Source organism: Streptomyces sp. NPDC006610, from assembly GCF_040611575.1.
Lineage (GTDB): Bacteria > Actinomycetota > Actinomycetes > Streptomycetales > Streptomycetaceae > Streptomyces.
In genome coordinates, this window is the sequence record NZ_JBEXOP010000021.1 from 17,934 (window position 1) to 34,584 (window position 16,651).

The window sequence follows — 16,651 nt, forward strand, 5'->3', positions numbered from 1 at the left end:
ATCAAAAAGGGCGACAGGGAGGACCGCCGATTCCACCCTCACTTCACTCTCGATGAAGCAACGTGGGCCCGTCGCCGCCGAGTTGGAGGAGCGCTCGCCCAGCCCCGGAGGCCGAGCGGGGCAGTCGCCGACCGGAGCGACGGTCCGGGCAACCGGCCGCCCGTTGCTCGGTGCCGTACTCTCGTCTGTCGCGCGCGGGGCGGCGCAGCGAGGGCGGAACCCGGCCGCGCGCGAGGGTAAGCGGTGGTCGCGGGGCGGCCATGGCGGTGGGCAGGCGGCGGGCGGACCGAAGCGAGCGGGCCAGGCGCCGTACCGGGCGGCCGGCCGGTACGGCGCCTGGCATACGCGCCCGCCGGACGCGCCGGCGGCCCGCGCGGGATCAGCGGAGCGTGGTGGGTTCCAGGATCTGGTCGGGCGGGGGCGGGGTGGTGTCTACGGGCTTGTCGTGGACTTACGTGGAGAGTTTCGTACTCGGCGGCTGCACCCTTCAACTGTTTCGAGCATGCGTGGTACCTCACCTCCGATGGACGGGTCGCCGATCCCGCGCTGCCCGACGGCGCCGCCGACGGCTATGCGGGCATCCCGCTCAGTGCTGAGTTCCGGCGCGAGCAGCAGGCCGCCCGCAGCACGGATGCCGTCTTCGTCCCGGACCCGAGAAATCCGTCGGCCGGTATCAACGAGAAGTTCCTGAGGCGGGGACTGCCCCCGCAACCCCGGACGTTGCGCCAGAAACGCCTCCTGACCTCAATCGTCAGAAGCGCGGTCCGACAGTGGGATGTGACACAAGGCACGGGCCGCGACTTGCAGTTGTGCTTCCCATGCCGCCTCGTCGAGCCCCAGCGTGTACTCGATGCAGCACGCGCATGGCGGGAGTAGCGCCACGAATGCTTGCTCCGCAGCGGTCTCGACCTCCGTCTCCGACCACTCGTCCGATGCCAACTCGACAAGATCCACCTCCCCGGCGGTGAATCGCGCGGCCAGCCTGCGCAGCGCGTATCGCCGGGCCAGGTGGCGATCGGGCAGCTTGATTCCCAATTCTTGAAGAGCCTGCTCGAATGTGTTGCGGATGTCCCGGGGGTCCGCATGACGCGGCAGACCAGCGAGCTCGCACAGGGCCGGCGTGTCCATTCCGATTGCGAGTGCGTGGGCAGCGGTCATCGGCAGGTCTTCCGGACACACCCGATCCGCCTGATACAGCCACGCTGCCTCCAGCAGGGGCGGATAAGCGCTGCGGACAGGGCTGTCAGGCTCGGATGTGTCGTCTATCGCTGCCATGATTCCCACGATGCCAGCACGGCTCACGAGAGTGCCCGGAAATTTCGACTGTCCCGGCAAACGGCCCTGCGGGCTGACCCAACTCGTGCTGCCCGGTGACACTCCGCAACCGCTCCCCAAGATCTGTGCCGGAACCGAGTTTCGGGCTCTGGTCCACTTCTTGTGGAGGCTCACGGACCGTGATGCCAGTGCTGCGTGCTGGGACGGCCTGACTCTGCCGTTGATCCGCTGGGAGGCCCCTGACGTCCTCGTACCCGTCCCTGACTCGTGCCTTGGCCGAGGTATTGGTGGATGTCCCTGTGGTTCATCGACGGTAGCGAGGACGAGCAGATGGATCAGGACGACGCGGTCAAGGTCATGGAGGGTGTTGCCCACGTGGTCGGCACGCTGCCAAGTGACCAGCGGCAGGAGCTGGTCAAGCTGGTCGGGGAGATGGCGGCCGCCGAGAGCAACCCGGCTCGCCGCGAGTTCCTGAAGGCGTTCCCGGAGGGCTTCGGGCTGATCGACGATACGTCCTGAGCAGCCTTCTCAGGAGTAGAGCAGGACGCGCTTGCGGAGGAGTCGAAGCCGGCACGGCCAACATCTGGCGCTTCAGCATCTTCATCCGGTTGACATGTCCCTCGACGGCGCCGGAGTTCCACGGCTGTGAGAGTCCGGCGGTGACGGCGTCGAGGTCGCGCTCCAGGTGCCGGGCGAGTCTCTTGAGGCTGGGGAAGTCTGCGGTGGCCGCGGCTTCGATCCGTGCCGGCAGTTGGTGGCCTTGCAGCAGGGCGAGCATGTGGGCGAAGGAGCGGACGTGTCCGGCCAGTGCGTCCAGTTCGGGGCGGTTGGCCAGTACGTCCTTGAGCCGGATCCGGCGCACCGGTCCGGCAGCCCGTGCAGAACCCCGGCGTGTGCCGTGGACCCCCGGCACTACCGTCGGCACCCTGACCCGGCCGGGGCGAGGACCGCCACGACCGGCCGGCGCACCGCGCCCAGCCGGCGCGGCGCGAGCCGCCTGCGGGCGGGCATGAGCAGCGGCGGGCCGGGTAGCAGGACCTGCGGCTGACGACGCAGCGGACCTCCGGGTGCCGGCGGGGAAAGCTGTCGCGGGCGGTGGCGCGCACTAAGACCTGGGGAGGTCGCGCGCCACCGCCCCACACAACCCTGACCACGCCGCGATCAACCCCGACCCTCCAGGTCGGCGCAATGCGCACACACCAGCCGATGCGCGCCCGCCGCCCGGAGCAGCAGCACGGACGCGCCGGCGCCTGGGCGCGTCCGAGCCACGGAGGCATTCATCGGGCGCCGTCAACGCCAGCAGCCGCGGTCTACCACCAGTTGGTACACGTAATGCCGCCGTCGGCACTGCCCAACATCAGATGCGCGCAGACGCGGAACTGCCGACTCGAAGAGGAACTCGTCGGGTAGGCTGCGGTCGTGAGTCTGGTGTTGGAGCTGGACGTCCAGAACGGGCCACACTGGATCCAGGAGCTCCCACTGTTGTTGGTGACGTCCATCCAGACACTGCCCGTCGTGCCGGCGGCCCACGTGCTGGAGGTCTGCAGATACCCCCAACCCATCTCCCTCCCAGCGACATAGCCGGCCTGCATCCCAAATGACGCGACGGAATACTGGCCGGCGGAATTCCGCACGGTCAGCCCTCCGCCACCTGCCACACCGCGCCCACTGAGGCTGTTGGGAATGTCGGTGAAGCCGTTCGCGCCTCCCTCGCAGTCCGACGCAGCTGCCTGGGCGGTGCCCGTGGATCCAGCCGCTAGCCCTGCGCCGAGCAGAGTTGCCGCCATTGCAAGGCCGAAATACCGGCGAATACTGCGCACAGTCGCTCCTTCGATCGAATGATGATGCCCAGCCGAACCGCCTGTGCAAGAACACTCCCGGCCGCTGCAGAGAGGCCTGCGAGTCACCCATCGGACAGCCGCGTGCACGCCCCCCAGACCAGCGGCGTCGTCCCCTGCTCAAGACTGCCTGATCTTCCCCTGGTTCCCCGGTGCCCACACCCATCCGGCCTGTGTCGGCCCTCACAGAGATGATCAGTTCCAGCGCCTGCCACAGTTCGGCAGAGTCAAGTCACCGGCCTTCAGCGCGTGGTGCCGGTACGGCTGACGGGCCATCATCTCCCGGGTGTCCCCGAGCACATGAGGTATGCCCGGGGCGGTGCCGGCTGGCCCGGCGCAGTATCTGCAAGCCCGACGAGGTCGTGAAGGACTGCCGGGTGGACCATGTGCCGCTGAACGACTCGGCATTGCTGAGGGTGCCACGGGGACCCGTCCGATCAGGCTGCGAACGCCGTCTGATGGAGTCCGTCGGTCAGTGCTGGAAGGGCAGAGGGCGTGGCCGTCGTCGCCCCGGACGCGCTGCTGTATTACCGGTGCGACCGGGAGCGCAGCATCGGCGGGTCGATGCTGCGGGCGTTCAGAAGGTTCCCGTCCTCGCCGCGACGCTCACCGACGTTCAGGCGACCAGGACCCCGCCCAGTGGCTGCCCCCTCCCGCCACCGACGCCCCTGCCGCTACGCCGCCGGGTGGACCGCGACGTCTGGATCAAGGTGATCACGGACACTGGCCTCGGGAGGAACTCCAACTGCCTACTCGGGCAAAGGGATTGAGTACGCACACTCATGCCCAGGGCTGGCGGCGGATCCGAGGATGTGGGCACGCCCAGACACGAGGAGCCAGCGATGTCCGCCATCCACCCGACCGTCAGCCCGTCGCCGGACGCACGGCCGGTCCCACCGCAAGCCGCAGTCGGCCGCCGGTTGCCCGCCGTTCTCGCGGTCACCGTCGCCGCGGCGCTCGGGATGTCGGCGTGGGGTGCCAAGGACCCGACCACCTGGCTGCTGGAGACGGTGTGGGTGATGGTGGGCCTGCCTCTGGCGGTCCTGCTGCGTCGGCGGTTTCCGCTGAGCGGCCTGCTGATCGTTCTGCTGGCCGCGCACGCGCTGGTCCTGATCGTGGGTGGGCACTACACCTACGCGGAGGTCCCGGCCGGTGACTGGGTGCGCGACCGGTTCGCCCTGGAGCGCAACCCCTACGACCGCTTCGGCCATCTCATGCAGGGCTTCGTCCCTGCCATCCTGGTCCGCGAACTCCTCCTGCGCACCTCGCCGTTGCGCGGCAGCCGCTGGCTCGCCCCGCTCGCCGTCTGCGCCTGCCTCGCCTTCAGCGCGGTCTTCGAGATGCTGGAGTGGGCGGCGGCCGTGATCGGCGGGCAGGCCGCCGACGCGTTCCTGGCCACCCAGGGCGATGTGTGGGACACCCAGTGGGACATGTTCTGCGCTCTGATCGGCGCCACCTGCTCGCTGCTGCTCCTCAGCCGCCTGCACGACCGCAGTCTCACCCGCCTGGCGCTTGCCGGGAGGGACTGAACCGGTCTCCGGCCCGGCGTCGTGTGCGGAGCCAGGGGCCTCGTGGTGAGAGCTGCGAGGCTTGCCCGCATCTGTTCATGTGACGCGTGCTGCCGTTTGACGAGGTGTTCGATCAGGTCGTCGGCCGGTACGTGCGCCGACAGTGCTTTCGTCGCCCGGTCGAGCACTTCGTAGGTGATGGCGATGACGTGCGGGACGCATGAAGATCGCCACTGGCAATGCCGACGCGCTGTCGCTCAGTCCACCGTGATGAACCGCTGGAAGTAGTCGGCGGGCGCGCCTTCGCCGACCAGGACGCCGTCCGCCTCCACCCAGGCGTGCGCGGCGAACGGTGGCTGGGTGCGGACGCCGACACACCAGGTCGGCCACTGACCGCGCAACCGGCACAGCAGCACGGTGGCCAGGGAACGCGGCAGGCAACCCTGCTGGCCGCCGGCGGCCAGGCTGACGGCGAGGACGGTCTCCCGCGCCCGGGCGGCCTCGGCGAGGGTCGCGGGCCGGGCTCCAGGGCGCAGCCGCAGCAGGACCTTGCGGATGCGGGCGGGGGGCTGCCGGGCGAGCAGGTGGGCGCAGCCGACGGCCAGCCGGGTCACCAGCCGCGGACCGAAGGGCACCGACCGGGGGTCGTGCGGGACGACTTGCGAGGTGGACACTGCGGCGATGCCTCCGTGACGAGGACGGGACGGGCGGGTCGGGGCCCGGAGCGGGGGGACGGACTGCGGTACTCCGGGTCAGGCGGCCAGGAGCCTTGCGGCGCGCAGTTCCTGGAGGATGCGGGTGATGTCCTCCTCGACCTGCTCGGCGGTCACGTCGTACCGGTCGGTGAGCGTCGTCACCGCCTGCTGCCTGCTCGTGCCGTCCAGCAGGGTCCGCACGATCAGCGCGGCGGTGGGATTGAGGGTGAAGTACTCGCCGCTGTTCTGGTCGAGCAGCGCCATGCCGTACTCGGTGTCGGCCGTCACCACTCCGGGGCGCAGGGTCATCGTCATGCTGTGATACCTCCTGTGTCGGTTTGCGCCGGCCGCAGCGGGCCGCGGCTTCGTTCGCGTGCGCGCAGCCACACCTCGCAGCCGACGGTCGGATGCAGCAGCGCGCTCTCCAAGTCGGCGGCGAGCGGCCGGACGCACCAGTCGCGCAGGGCCGCCTCGTCGACGATGCCCAGCTCGCCCAGCCGGGAGTCCTCGCAGAGGGCGAGCAGTGCGGAGCGGTGGCGGCGCAGTCCGGTCTCCTCCTCCAGGGCGGCGTGCGCCTTGGTGGTCCGGTGCCGGACGGTCTCGGGGACGACGCCCCGCATGGCCTCCTCGATCAGCGGCTTGTACCGCCATGGCGTCACCCGCTCCTGCGGGCGGACGGCGAGGGCGGGCTCGACGAGCAGGTCGTCGTAGTAGGGCGCGGCGAAGGTCACGCCGAGCGGCTCGGACATCTGCTGGACGTGCCGGGCGAAGCGGGCCAGGGTGCGCAGGGTGGCCAGCTCCCGGTGTCCGCCGTGGCCCGGGTCGAGCGGCTCGGTGTCCTTGGCCTGCTCGTGGATGAGCGCGCGCACGGCCTCGACGGCCGGCCTGGTGGCCCACGGGGGCAGTCGCGGCGGGGTGCCCCAGGTGAACAGCGGGACGGACATGGGGGGTTGGGGGAGGGTGAGGTCGTGCGCGACCCGGGCCAGCCAGGAGCCGTACCGGCGGCGGTCCAGGAGCTGGGCGATGGCTGTGCGGCGGGACCAGCGGTGCCGGGAGGTGAAGCCGCGGGCGAGCCGCCAGGCCGTAAGGGGATGGCGCGGCAGCAGTCCGTGGACGTGTGCCGAGGCACCGCTGAACAGTTCGTCGCCGCCCATTCCGCTCAGGTGCACAGGGGAGCCGCGCTCCGCGGCCCGCTCGATGATGTGCATCCGCCGATGGCGGTTGACCGCGTACAGCGATGGGGTGTCGAGGTCGTCGTCGAGCGCGTCGACGCGGTCGAAGGTCAGGGGTACGGCGGTCGCGGGCACCACATGGTGTTCCACCGCATCCAGCGCCTCCACCGTGCGGCGCGCATAGGCGACGTCGTCGCCGAGGACGTCGTGGACGGCGGCGGTGTAGGCGACGGTCTTCGCGCCCGCGCGGGCTGCGGTGGCGACCACCGCGGTGGAGTCGACGCCGCCCAGATCGGCGCTGATGAGTTCGCGGCCCGTGATCCGTGCGGCGACCGCGTCGGCGAGGCGCTCCCGGACCAGCCGGGCGCCTTCGGTGAGCGGCAGTTCGGCCGGGGGCGGGCTCCAGCAGCGGCTCGTGCGGAGCCGGCCGTCGCGGTCGAGCAGGACGCGCCGGTCACCGGGGACGACGTCGACGCCGCGCCAGACCGTCTGAGTGGTCAGCGGGTGCAGGATTCCGGGGCTGAGCAGGTGCACGGCCAGGCGCGCCTCGTCCAGGTCCGCGCCCGCCAGGTCGGCCAGGACGTCGGCACGGTCGGAGACGAGGTGGGCGCCGTGGGTGCCGGGCGCCTGGGCGACGAAGACGCTGCGGACGCCGGTGACGGTGCCGCGGACCAGCGTCCTGCCGTCGAGACCGGCGATCAGGTGGTGGCTGCCGGCCCATTTCCTCGCGTACGCGTCGGCGGCCTCGAGCGATCCGGCGCGGGCCGCGTGTGCCGCTTCCTTCTCGGTCACCGCGTGCTGTCCGAGCACGGCCAGCCGGGCAGGCCCGCACGCCACTGTCGTCAGCGCGTGGTCCGGCCAGCGGCCGATCAGCCACGGCCGTCCCGACGCATGCGGGATCTCCCGGATTGCGCACGACCGCGCTCGCGCGGCGAGGGCCGCGACGGCATCGGTGTCCGGGAAGACCAGGAACCAGCAGGTCCCGGCGGTGGTCGACGGGCCGGTCACCATGGGCGGGTCCTTCCGGTCGGGGACGGTCGGCGGTGTGCGGTCAAGCAGGTGGGCGGCACCGGCGGCGCCGCCCACGCGCTCGACCAACCCTGTGAATTACATGTGCATGTCAATCAACGGGGTCGGTCGGGGAAGGTCAGAGCAGGTTGTGACCGCCCAGCAGGTCGGGGCTGCCCGTCCCGGCCAGGCCCGTGACCTTCTGGAAGTCGCCGACCTTGGTGAGAGTGGGACGCTCGTAAGCCATCGCATATCCCTTCGTCGATGAACGTGCCGTCGATGAGCGCGGGATGTCCCGCCTGGATGAGCGCGGGATGTCCCGCCTGATACCTGAGCCGGCGCGCCGCACCATCGAGCGGGGCGCCGACGCAGTGGACAAAGCTAGACGTGCGGTTTCCCCCGGCACAACGGTGTCCACAAGCCATCAGGGGCCTACCTCGGCCCCGGCGCCTTCGGCACATCTGCCTCACAGTTCACATGATGCGAGCGATCGGTCATGTTCCGCTCGGGACGGGGTAGTCGCGTTGCTCTTCCTTGAGGGTGGGAAGGCTTTTTGGCCAGGTCGCGCCGGTCGTACGGGCGGCACCATGCGCGGTGACACCGTTCTGACGTCGGAAGATACGGCAACCAGAATTCCGATTGACGACGACGGCCGGCCAATGGCCGCCCTGCTGGCCGGGACGCCGTCCTTGCGGCTTCCGGCCGCAGCGACGCCAGGCGCTGCCATCGAGGCGCGCACCCAGACGGGTCGGGGCTGCGACGGCGTCGCGGTGGGCAGCGGGCGAGACCAGCCGCCCCTGGGCGGCGGCGCATCACCGTGCGCCGTGTCTGGTGTGATCACGGCGTCGGAGCCCTCCTGGAGCCCCGTTCACCGGGCTGAGCCCGCGGCAGTTCGGCAAGCTCGTCACCGCGCTGCGGCGCGAGGGTGCCGCCCCGGTCCGCAAGGGCCGGCCCTGGAGCCTGGCGCTGGAGGACCGGGTTGGTGGTTGGTTGAGTACCGGTAGTTCAGGTCGTCATCGATGATCGAAAGTCACTGTTGTCGTTCGTGAACGGCGTCGTGTGTGCTCTGCGGGGGTTGACCCTGCCGTTCAGCTCGAGGGCGGTGGAGAGAGGTGAACCGGATCAAGATGCTGAAGCGGCAGATGTTCGGCCGGGCGAGCCTGGCCCTGCTACGCAGCGGTCCTCCTGGCCATGTGACTGTCCAGCGGCCGACACGGCCCGTGACCGTCCGTCAGCGTTGCACGGAAAGTGATCCGAAACCAGGATCCGAGCAACGCCGAGAGACGGGGGCGAGGTCGTTCTCACCTGACCGCAGCGTAAGTCAAGGGATTCGAGGTCGCCGACGGCCCGACAGCCAGGACACGGTTCGTTCCACGACCCAGCGGTGCCGCCCCAGTCGTTGGGGAGGGTTCGATGCCCTTGCGGGCGATGCGGTGCCGGATGCCTCGGGAGGACAGCCGGCGTCGTCGGTGCTGGTAGTCGTAGCCCTTGTCTCCGCGCAGTTTCCCGGGCCGTCGGCGTCGGCGGCCACGACGGGAGCAAATGGGCGGGATGCCGCGGACGAGCGGGATGAGGGCCTGACTGTCGTGGAGGTTCGCGGCGGAGCTGCCGATCGGCAAGGGCAGGCCCCGGCGGTCCATCGCCTATGTCGACCACGGGCGGGTCACCGCCACAGCGGCATGGTCGGCACCGACGAGATCACCGGGACGGAGACTGCTTGCGGTGGCCGGGATCCAGCCGGAAGTCGGGACAGTCGTGGTTCTGGCATGCGCCCGGGCCCCAGGCGGGAACGAAGACGCCGAGGGTCTTGTGGCGGTGGGCCGCGGCCGGCACGGGCTTCTTGCAGGTCGGGCAGACATACGCTTCAGGCTTGCGCTTCATTTTGACCATATTTTTACGATAAGCCTGTACTGGCGCATCGGGAAGTGCTCCGCCTCCCTGCCGGCGCGCGTGGGGGTGGCCTTCACTGCTCCGGGGTGGACCGGCGGAGGAACCAGGGGCCGTCACGGGCGGCGCGCCGGGCGTCTGGGACGGCTCGGTGGCCGCGGCGGCGTCCGGGTCGGCAACCTGTGCCAGAACACCCAGCGGGGCCGGCCTTCTGATGCTCAGCAGCACGGACCCTGTCAGGACGACGACGATGACCGCGAGGCTGACCGGTGAGGGGATTTCCGGGATGCCGGTGCTGATCATCTTGTGGGACGCCTGGAGGATGAGCTTGACCCCGATGAAGGCGAGAATGATCGCCAGGCCCTTGCTCAGGTAGTGGAACCGGTCCAGCAGGCCGGCGAGCATGAAGTAGAGAGCCCGCAGCCCGAGGATGGCGAACGCGTTGCTGGTGTAAACGATGAAGGCGTCGTCGCTGACCGCGAGGACGGCCGGGACGCTGTCCACGGCGAAGATCAGGTCGGCGGCCTCGATGGCGGCGACCACCGCGAGCAGCGGTGTCGCGATCCGCTTGCCCGCCTCCTTGACGAAGAACTTCGCCCCGGCGTACTCGTCCCGCACCGGGATGAGCTTGCGCAGCATCCGCACGGCGAAGCTCTTGCCCGGGTCGAAAGTCTCCTCCTCGTCCTTGAGGAGCTTGTAGGCGCTGTAAAAGAGGACCGCCGCGAAGGCGAACAACACCGCGGTGAAGCGGCTGACCACGGCCACGCCGAGGGAGAGGAAGATCCCGCGGAAGACCAGCGCGCCGATGACACCGAAGAACAACACACGGTGCTGGTAGGCGCGGGGCACCTTGAAGTACGCGAAGATCACGGCGAAGACGAACAGGTTGTCGACCGACAGGCTCTTCTCCAGTAGCCAAGCAGTCGTGTACTCGGTGCCGGCCGTGGTGCCCAGGACGAGGAAGACGACCGCGGCGAAGACCAGCGCGAGGCCCACCCACAGGGCGCTCCAGGCGGCGGCCTCCTTGAAGCCGATGACGTGCGCGGTGCGGTGGGACAGCAGGTCCACCGCCAGCGATACCACCACTGTCGCGGCGAACGCCCCCCACAGCCAGAGCGGGACCTCAAGCACGCCTAACACCCCACTACGACCCGCGCGAAATACGTCGACCCCTATGCAAGGAGTGTCCGGCATTGTGCTCCCGGAAGCACGCGGAGCGGGTTCAAGGCGGGTTCCACAGTGCGGGACCGGCCCTGACGACCAGGCATGGCCTCGCGGCCTTCCGGGATCACTCCCCAGTGGCATCGTCGTGGGCAAAGGACGTCGTCGGCTCCGCCAGGGGAACCGGGACCCGCATGACCCTGTCGGTGGAAGTGCTCCCCGAATCGCCCCCGCGTGATGCTGTACCTCCGTCACGGCACCTGCCGGTGACGGAGGCCTGCTGCGGGCCTCACCCGCTCCTCTCCGTTAGAACCGTCAGGACCGCTCGCGGGCCCTCCGCGGGCACGACAGGACGCGGCAATCCCGGCACACGGCACACGGCACATCCCAAAAGACAGACCAACCGGACGGTACGCAAAGAGGGCGCCTCGCCTAGGCCTCTGCCCGGCGCGCCTCGCCCTCACCGGAACCGGCGCGGCCCCCGGCGAGAAGGAGGAGTCCATGGCCGTCGCCCCTCAGGGAGCCGATCTCGCGCGGTCGATGGCGGAGGATCCCGATGGTCCCGTCGTCATGCTCAACCTGCTGCGCTTCGCTCCCGACGGTCGCCTCCACATGAGGAGTACTCGCGACGGGCGGCAGCCTTCCTGAAGCGGTACGGAGGCGAACTGCTCTACGCCGGCGACGGCAGTACTCCCCTGGTCGCCGAGGAGGGGCAGGGGTGGGACGCAGTGGCGAGAGTGGAGAAGACGAGTCGGCCGCCGGGTTGCAGCGCGGAGAACACCGCCGGCAGCAGCTCCTGCGGGTCGGTGAAGTCCACCGCGCCGAAGACGCTGTAGAGCACGTGCCGCGGCTGTCCGTGCCGACAACGGCGTCCGCCTTGACGGAATGCGAGTCGATCACACCCGCACTCGGCTCCGCGTCCGTCATATCCGAGGGATACCGCCGAACACGTTCCGGGAGATCACGAATTCAAGTTCAGCAGCGCTCGGTCGGTCGATATTTTCATATTCCCATTAATCAGGATGGGGGTTTCTGCTCCCGTTGCGGTTCACATGTTCCTTGCCGGGCATGTCCAAATTATCAGGGACACATCAATGCAGGAAGGGAAAGGACATGGACGGAGAGCAGGTAAGGAACCTCGGGCACGTGCGGATCATCAATGCGGCCAACGGTGGACGCCTGTCGGTTTCCAGCGGCAATACGAGCGGTGAGTCCGAGCACGCCACGGTGCAGCGTCAGGAGGAGCGGTGGTCGACGGACCACTGGCGGCTGAGGCTGGAGAAGGACGGCCTGTACTCGATCTGGAATCTCGGGTCATCGCCGAACGAGCGGTCTCTTCATGTGGACCAGATCAAAGAGAAGGAGAGGGACACGGTGAGGGTGAGGGCCAAAGTCACCGCCCAACTGTGGGAGTTGCGAGCGCTCTCAGATGGCCGCGTGATGTTCCTCCCCCAGAACGACTCCTTCCGCAAGGCGCTCGGCTTGGAGAACCCGGGGGACGCTAACTGGACGTGGGCCGTATTGCTGGGAGGCCGCGCTCCATCAGCGGATCGTACGTGGTACATCGAGGACGTCAGCGGCGGTGTGTGACAGCCCAACTGGTCACCGGCTTCGAATTAGGAAGCTGTTGTCGTTCCGATCTTGGGGAGTGGGCATCGAACGGGGGTCTCGATCGGGTGACCGCAGTTGGCCGCGGGCATGGGAACAGGGCCTTTTGGTAAGTGGAGAAGGCGGCTGCGCGAAGCCGCCCCATGCCAGCACGGCCTCGCCGCCCGCCCCGCACCCGCACCCCGCACACGCACACGCACACGCACACGCACACGACGGTGTCCCACGCTGTCGGCAGCGCGCCGTCACCGAGGCCCTCGCTTCCCACGGCCAGGAGCACGGCCCGGGCGGCGAGGGCTGGGCGCGGTCCGGCGGCTGACGTCTGCAGCGGCCGCCACCGCAGCGGCCACTCCCCCGGTGCGGTGTCGCCGGGACCGGCACACAGCGCGGCGGCCCGCCGACGCGCGAGACCACACCAGCCGGGCCCGATCCCCCGACGGCACGCCTCGACCCGCCCTGCCCGTCCCTTCCCACTTCCTTTTCCTGCTCCGGGGGTCGCGAGGGGTGTGCAGAGGGGGATGTCAGGCTGTCGGCCATGAATGAGATCGTGTGATGACCTGCGGATAAGCAGGTCATGCCCGGAAGGGTGCGGGCCGGTGAGAGCGCGGTTGTCGGACGGGTTGTCAGCCCTGTCCACGGCGCGGTCGTGGATCAGGCTCGACGGGGTGACGCCGAAGTCCTCCGGGCAGCACGGTGAGTGGCGATACTACGAGCAGGGGACGAGCTGAGCTGAGGGCGGGGCATGTCGGGGGCGAGGAACCGGGGCGGCCGGTCGCGGGGTGAGCTGATCCGGCGCCGGGCGCAGGCGCATTTCGTGGGGCGTCGGGCGCAGTTGACGCTGTTCGTGGAGAACCTGGGCAAGGATCCGCAGGACGAGGCGGATCCGGCGGAGTTCTTGTTCCATGTGCGGGGTGTGGGCGGCATCGGCAAGTCCACGCTGGTGCGGCAGTGGCAGGAGCGGGCCCGCAGTGCGGGTGCGGTGACGGCGGTGGTGGACGAGAGCGATGTCCACGGTGTGCCGCAGGCATTGGCGGAGCTGGTCCGCCAAGTGGCTGAGCAGACTGGGGCGTTGAAGGAGTTCGACCGGGCGGCCGAGCAGTACCGCAGGGAGCAGGAGGCGGCCGCCGAGCCGGTTCCGGTGGACGGCATGGTGGCGGGGGGTGAGCCGTCGATGTCGAGTCGGGTGGTGTCGCAGGCCGCGCTGGGGGCGGCGTCCCTGATACCGGGTGTCGGCGTGGTGACGGCGATGGCGAACCCGGACGCCGCGGCACAGGGGCTCGACCGGCTGCGCAGCGGCGTCCAGGCCCGCGGGCGCCGGGGCCGCGGCGGTGACACGGACGGACTGAGCCGGGCGTTCGTCGCCGAGCTGGGCAAGGTGTGCGGGCGGCACCCGTGGGTGGTGCTGTTCTTCGACACCTGGGAGCAGACCAGCCGCTATCTGGACGGATGGGTGCGCGAGCTGCTGGAGGACGGGTTCGGGCCGGTGCCGGCCAATGTGATCGTGGTGCTCGCCGGGCGCGACGAACTTCCCGAGCGGGAGTGGGCGCCGTTGCGGGCGCTGGTGGCGGACGTGCCGCTGGAGGTGTTCACCGAGGCGGAGACCAGGGCGCTGCTGGCCGCACGGGGCGTGACGGCGCCGGAAGCGGTGGAGGCGGTGCTGCAGCTGTCGATGGGACTGCCGCTGCTCGTCGACCTCCTGGCCCACACCCGCCCCGGCACAGCCTCAGACGTCGACGCCGGCGCAGACGCGGTCGACGCGGCCGTCGAGCGGTTCGTGCAGTGGATCACCGACCCGCACCAGCGCGAGACCGTGCTGGCCTGCGCCCTGCCCCCGCGCCTGAACGAAGACGTCTTCACCGCCGCCGCACCCCAGGAAGCCGGGCGGCTGTGGGAGTGGCTGTGCGGGCAGCCCTTCGTCAGCGGCCACGGCGGCTTCAAGCAGTACCACGCAGTCGTACGCGCGAGCATGCTGCGCCGCCAGCGCCTCCACGCGCCCCAGCGCTGGGCCACCGCACACCTGCGTCTGGCCGATGCGCACGCCGCCTGGCGCACCACCGCCGAACACGACCTGCCCGACGACAAGCGATGGAGCGACGCCCGCTGGCTGCGGCACCGCCTGGACGAGACCTACCACCGTCTGTGCGCCCAACCCGCCGCAGAACTGCACCAAGCGCTGGAGCAGGCGGTGCACGCCGCCGGGCAGGACACCGCGGCTTTACGCCAGTGGGGCGACGTCCTCGAGCAAGCAGCTCGTGACACCGACGAGCCCGCGCTGCGGGCCTGGGCCGACCGCCTGCAAAACGCCGTCACCGGTGACGAGCCCGCCCTGGCCTGCCTCTCCGCACTGCTCACCCACGGCCGGCTCGACACCACTACCCGGGCTTGGTGCCACACCTACCGCGGCGAACACCTCTACCTTCTCGACCACGACGAAGAGGCCCTCGCCGAACTGGACCAGGCCATCACGGTCGATCCGGGCAACGCCTGCGCCTGGGCCCATCGCGGTGAAGTACACCGCTGGCTTAAGCATCTCGACCAGGCCATCGCCGATCTGAACACCGCACTCGACATCGACCCCGCCTACGCCTGGGCCCTCGCCCAGCGCGGAGAAACTCACCGGCTGGCCGGCCGCTACGACCAGGCCATCACCGACCTGAACGCCGCGCTGGACATCGACCCCGCTTACGCCTGGGCCCTCGGCTCCCGCGGAGAAGCCCACCGCCAAACCGGCCGCTACGACCAGGCCATCGCTGACCTGAACGCCGCACTCGACATCGACCCCGCCTACGCCTGGGCCCTCACCCAGCGCGGAGAAACTCACCGGCTGGCCGGCCGCTACGACCAGGCCATCACCGACTTCACCGCCGCACTCGACATCGACCCCGCCTACGCCTGGGCCCTCGGCTCCCGCGGACAAGCTCTCATCCGTACCGACCGCTATGACGAAGCCGTCGCCGACCTGAACGCCGCACTCCGCATCGACCCCGCCGACCCATGGGCCCTCGCCCAGCGCGGAGAAGCCCACCGGCTGGCCGGCCGCTACGACCAGGCCATCACCGACCTGAACGCCGCACTGGACATCGACCCCGCTTACGCCTGGGCCCTCGGCTCCCGCGGACAAGCCCACCGCCAAGCCGGCCGCTACGACCAGGCCATCACCGACTTCACCGCCGCACTCGACATCGACCCCGCCTACGCCTGGGCCCTCGCCCAGCGTGGACAAGCCCACCGCCAAGCCGGCCGCTACGACCAGGCCATCACCGACTTCACCGCCGCACTCCGCATCGACCCCGCCGACCCATGGGCCCTCGCCCAGCGCGGAGAAGCCCACCGGCTGGCCGGCCGCTACGACCAGGCCATCACCGACTTCACCGCCGCACTGCAACACGCCCCCACCGACGCCTGGATCATCGGCTCCCGCGGTCAAGCCCTCATCGGTGCCGGCCGCCACGACCAAGCCATCGAAGACCTCACCACCGCACTGCAACACGACCCCACACTCACCTGGGCCCTCACCGCACGTGGAGAAGCCCACCGCATGGCCGGCCACTACAACGAAGCCGTCACCGACCTGACCGCCGCACTCCGCGTCGACCCCGCCGACCCATGGGCCCTCGCCCAGCGCGGAGAAGCCCACCGGCTGGCCGACCGCTACGACCAGGCCATCACCGACCTGAACGCCGCGCTGGACATCGACCCCGCCGACGCCTGGATCATCGGCTCCCGCGGTCAAGCCCTCATCGGTGCCGGCCGCCACGACCAAGCCATCGAAGACCTCACCACCGCACTGCAACACGACCCCACACTCACCTGGGCCCTCACCGCACGTGGAGAAGCCCACCGCATGGCCGGCCACTACAACGAAGCCGTCACCGACTTCACCAACGCACTCCAGCACGCCCCCACTGACGCCTGGCTCATCGCCCATCGCGGAGAAACCCACCGCCAGGCCGGCCGTCATGACCAGGCCATCGGTGACTTCACCTCCGCACTTGAACACGATCCCACCGACACCTGGGCTCTCACGCAGCGCGGCATAGCCCGTCGGCAAGCCGGAGACCGTGTCGGAGCCCGCAAGGACTTGGAGCGAGCCATCGCCTTCAGGCCCGAGGAGCCCGATGTTCTTTTCGAGAAGACTGTGCTGGACACGATGGAAAGCGGATTCGCTGCGTGCAGGGAACAGTGGGCCGAACTGCTCACCTTCCAGCCTCAGACGTCGGACGGCGACGCCACCCGATATTTCGCACTGTTCCGCGTGCTGCTTCTCGAGCGCGACAGCGACGTCGTGGAGGCCACCGCGGTGTTCCTCTCCGGCGTCCCGGACCACGACGCCGTCACCGACCTGCTCCACTACCTCGCCGAACTGTCCGCTCTCGGCGGGGAGCCTGCGGACCGCGCACGGCAGTGCCGCCAGTTGGTAGAGGAGTGGGAGCGGCCCGGGACGGACGGGGTCGGCGGAGTGTGCCTGCCCTCGTAGGCGGCGCGGGCAGGCCCGAGAG

The 16,651-nt window shown here is 69.9% G+C and carries 9 protein-coding genes and 4 pseudogenes; 5 read left to right on the top strand and 8 right to left on the bottom strand.

Features of this window, described 5'->3' with window-relative positions; all coding sequences use genetic code 11:
- Positions 1-744 precede the first annotated feature (744 nt).
- Positions 745-1,275 carry a hypothetical protein gene (locus ABZY13_RS18465; RefSeq protein WP_356631895.1) on the bottom strand — a complete coding sequence of 177 codons (531 nt, stop codon included), beginning with the start codon at positions 1,273-1,275 and terminating at the stop codon, positions 745-747.
- Positions 1,276-1,566: 291 nt separating this feature from the next.
- On the opposite strand from ABZY13_RS18465, the gene ABZY13_RS18470 reads away from it, so the two are divergent.
- Positions 1,567-1,794 carry a hypothetical protein gene (locus ABZY13_RS18470; protein ID WP_356631897.1) on the top strand — a complete coding sequence of 76 codons (228 nt, stop codon included), beginning with the start codon at positions 1,567-1,569 and terminating at the stop codon, positions 1,792-1,794.
- A gap of 2,161 nt (positions 1,795-3,955) precedes the next feature.
- The gene (locus ABZY13_RS18475) at positions 3,956-4,642 is read left to right on the top strand and encodes a DUF2238 domain-containing protein (protein WP_356631899.1); all 687 of its coding nucleotides are present in this window, start codon (positions 3,956-3,958) and stop codon (positions 4,640-4,642) included.
- Positions 4,643-4,878: 236 nt separating this feature from the next.
- Here the strand turns inward: ABZY13_RS18475 and ABZY13_RS18480 are convergent, their stop codons facing one another.
- The 4 genes from ABZY13_RS18480 to ABZY13_RS18495 all read right to left on the bottom strand — a co-directional run bounded on the left by ABZY13_RS18480 (position 4,879) and on the right by ABZY13_RS18495 (position 7,743).
- Positions 4,879-5,295, bottom strand: a complete 417-nt coding sequence (locus tag ABZY13_RS18480) for a lasso peptide biosynthesis B2 protein (RefSeq protein ID WP_356631901.1) — start codon at positions 5,293-5,295, stop codon at positions 4,879-4,881.
- Positions 5,296-5,373: 78 nt separating this feature from the next.
- Positions 5,374-5,631, bottom strand: coding sequence for a lasso peptide biosynthesis PqqD family chaperone (locus tag ABZY13_RS18485; RefSeq protein WP_356631903.1), 258 nt, complete (start codon positions 5,629-5,631; stop codon positions 5,374-5,376).
- The gene (locus tag ABZY13_RS18490; protein ID WP_356631905.1) at positions 5,628-7,499 is read right to left on the bottom strand and encodes an asparagine synthase-related protein; all 1,872 of its coding nucleotides are present in this window, start codon (positions 7,497-7,499) and stop codon (positions 5,628-5,630) included. Before ABZY13_RS18490 ends, ABZY13_RS18485 begins: the two co-directional genes overlap by 4 nt.
- 136 nt (positions 7,500-7,635) lie before the next feature.
- On the bottom strand, positions 7,636-7,743 hold the full coding sequence (locus tag ABZY13_RS18495) for a keywimysin-related RiPP (protein ID WP_356631907.1): 108 nt from the start codon (positions 7,741-7,743) through the stop codon (positions 7,636-7,638).
- A gap of 577 nt (positions 7,744-8,320) precedes the next feature.
- Between ABZY13_RS18495 and ABZY13_RS18500 the strand changes: the two are divergent.
- Positions 8,321-8,474, top strand: a pseudogene (locus tag ABZY13_RS18500) (IS5/IS1182 family transposase); the annotation flags it as partial.
- Between the two features lie 358 nt (positions 8,475-8,832).
- On the opposite strand, the pseudogene ABZY13_RS18505 reads toward ABZY13_RS18500, so the two are convergent.
- The 3 pseudogenes from ABZY13_RS18505 to ABZY13_RS18515 form a co-directional block, all read right to left on the bottom strand.
- Positions 8,833-9,136, bottom strand: a pseudogene (locus ABZY13_RS18505) (transposase); the annotation flags it as partial.
- A gap of 448 nt (positions 9,137-9,584) precedes the next feature.
- Positions 9,585-10,514 (bottom strand): annotated as a pseudogene (locus ABZY13_RS18510) (TerC family protein); the annotation flags it as partial.
- A 760-nt stretch (positions 10,515-11,274) separates the two neighbouring features.
- Positions 11,275-11,385, bottom strand: a pseudogene (locus tag ABZY13_RS18515) (SAM-dependent methyltransferase); the annotation flags it as partial.
- Positions 11,386-11,657: 272 nt separating this feature from the next.
- On the opposite strand from ABZY13_RS18515, the gene ABZY13_RS18520 reads away from it, so the two are divergent.
- Positions 11,658-12,134 carry a hypothetical protein gene (locus ABZY13_RS18520; protein ID WP_356631909.1) on the top strand — a complete coding sequence of 159 codons (477 nt, stop codon included), beginning with the start codon at positions 11,658-11,660 and terminating at the stop codon, positions 12,132-12,134.
- An 832-nt stretch (positions 12,135-12,966) separates the two neighbouring features.
- Positions 12,967-16,629, top strand: coding sequence for a tetratricopeptide repeat protein (locus ABZY13_RS18525; RefSeq protein WP_356631911.1), 3,663 nt, complete (start codon positions 12,967-12,969; stop codon positions 16,627-16,629).
- Positions 16,630-16,651: the final 22 nt, after the last annotated feature.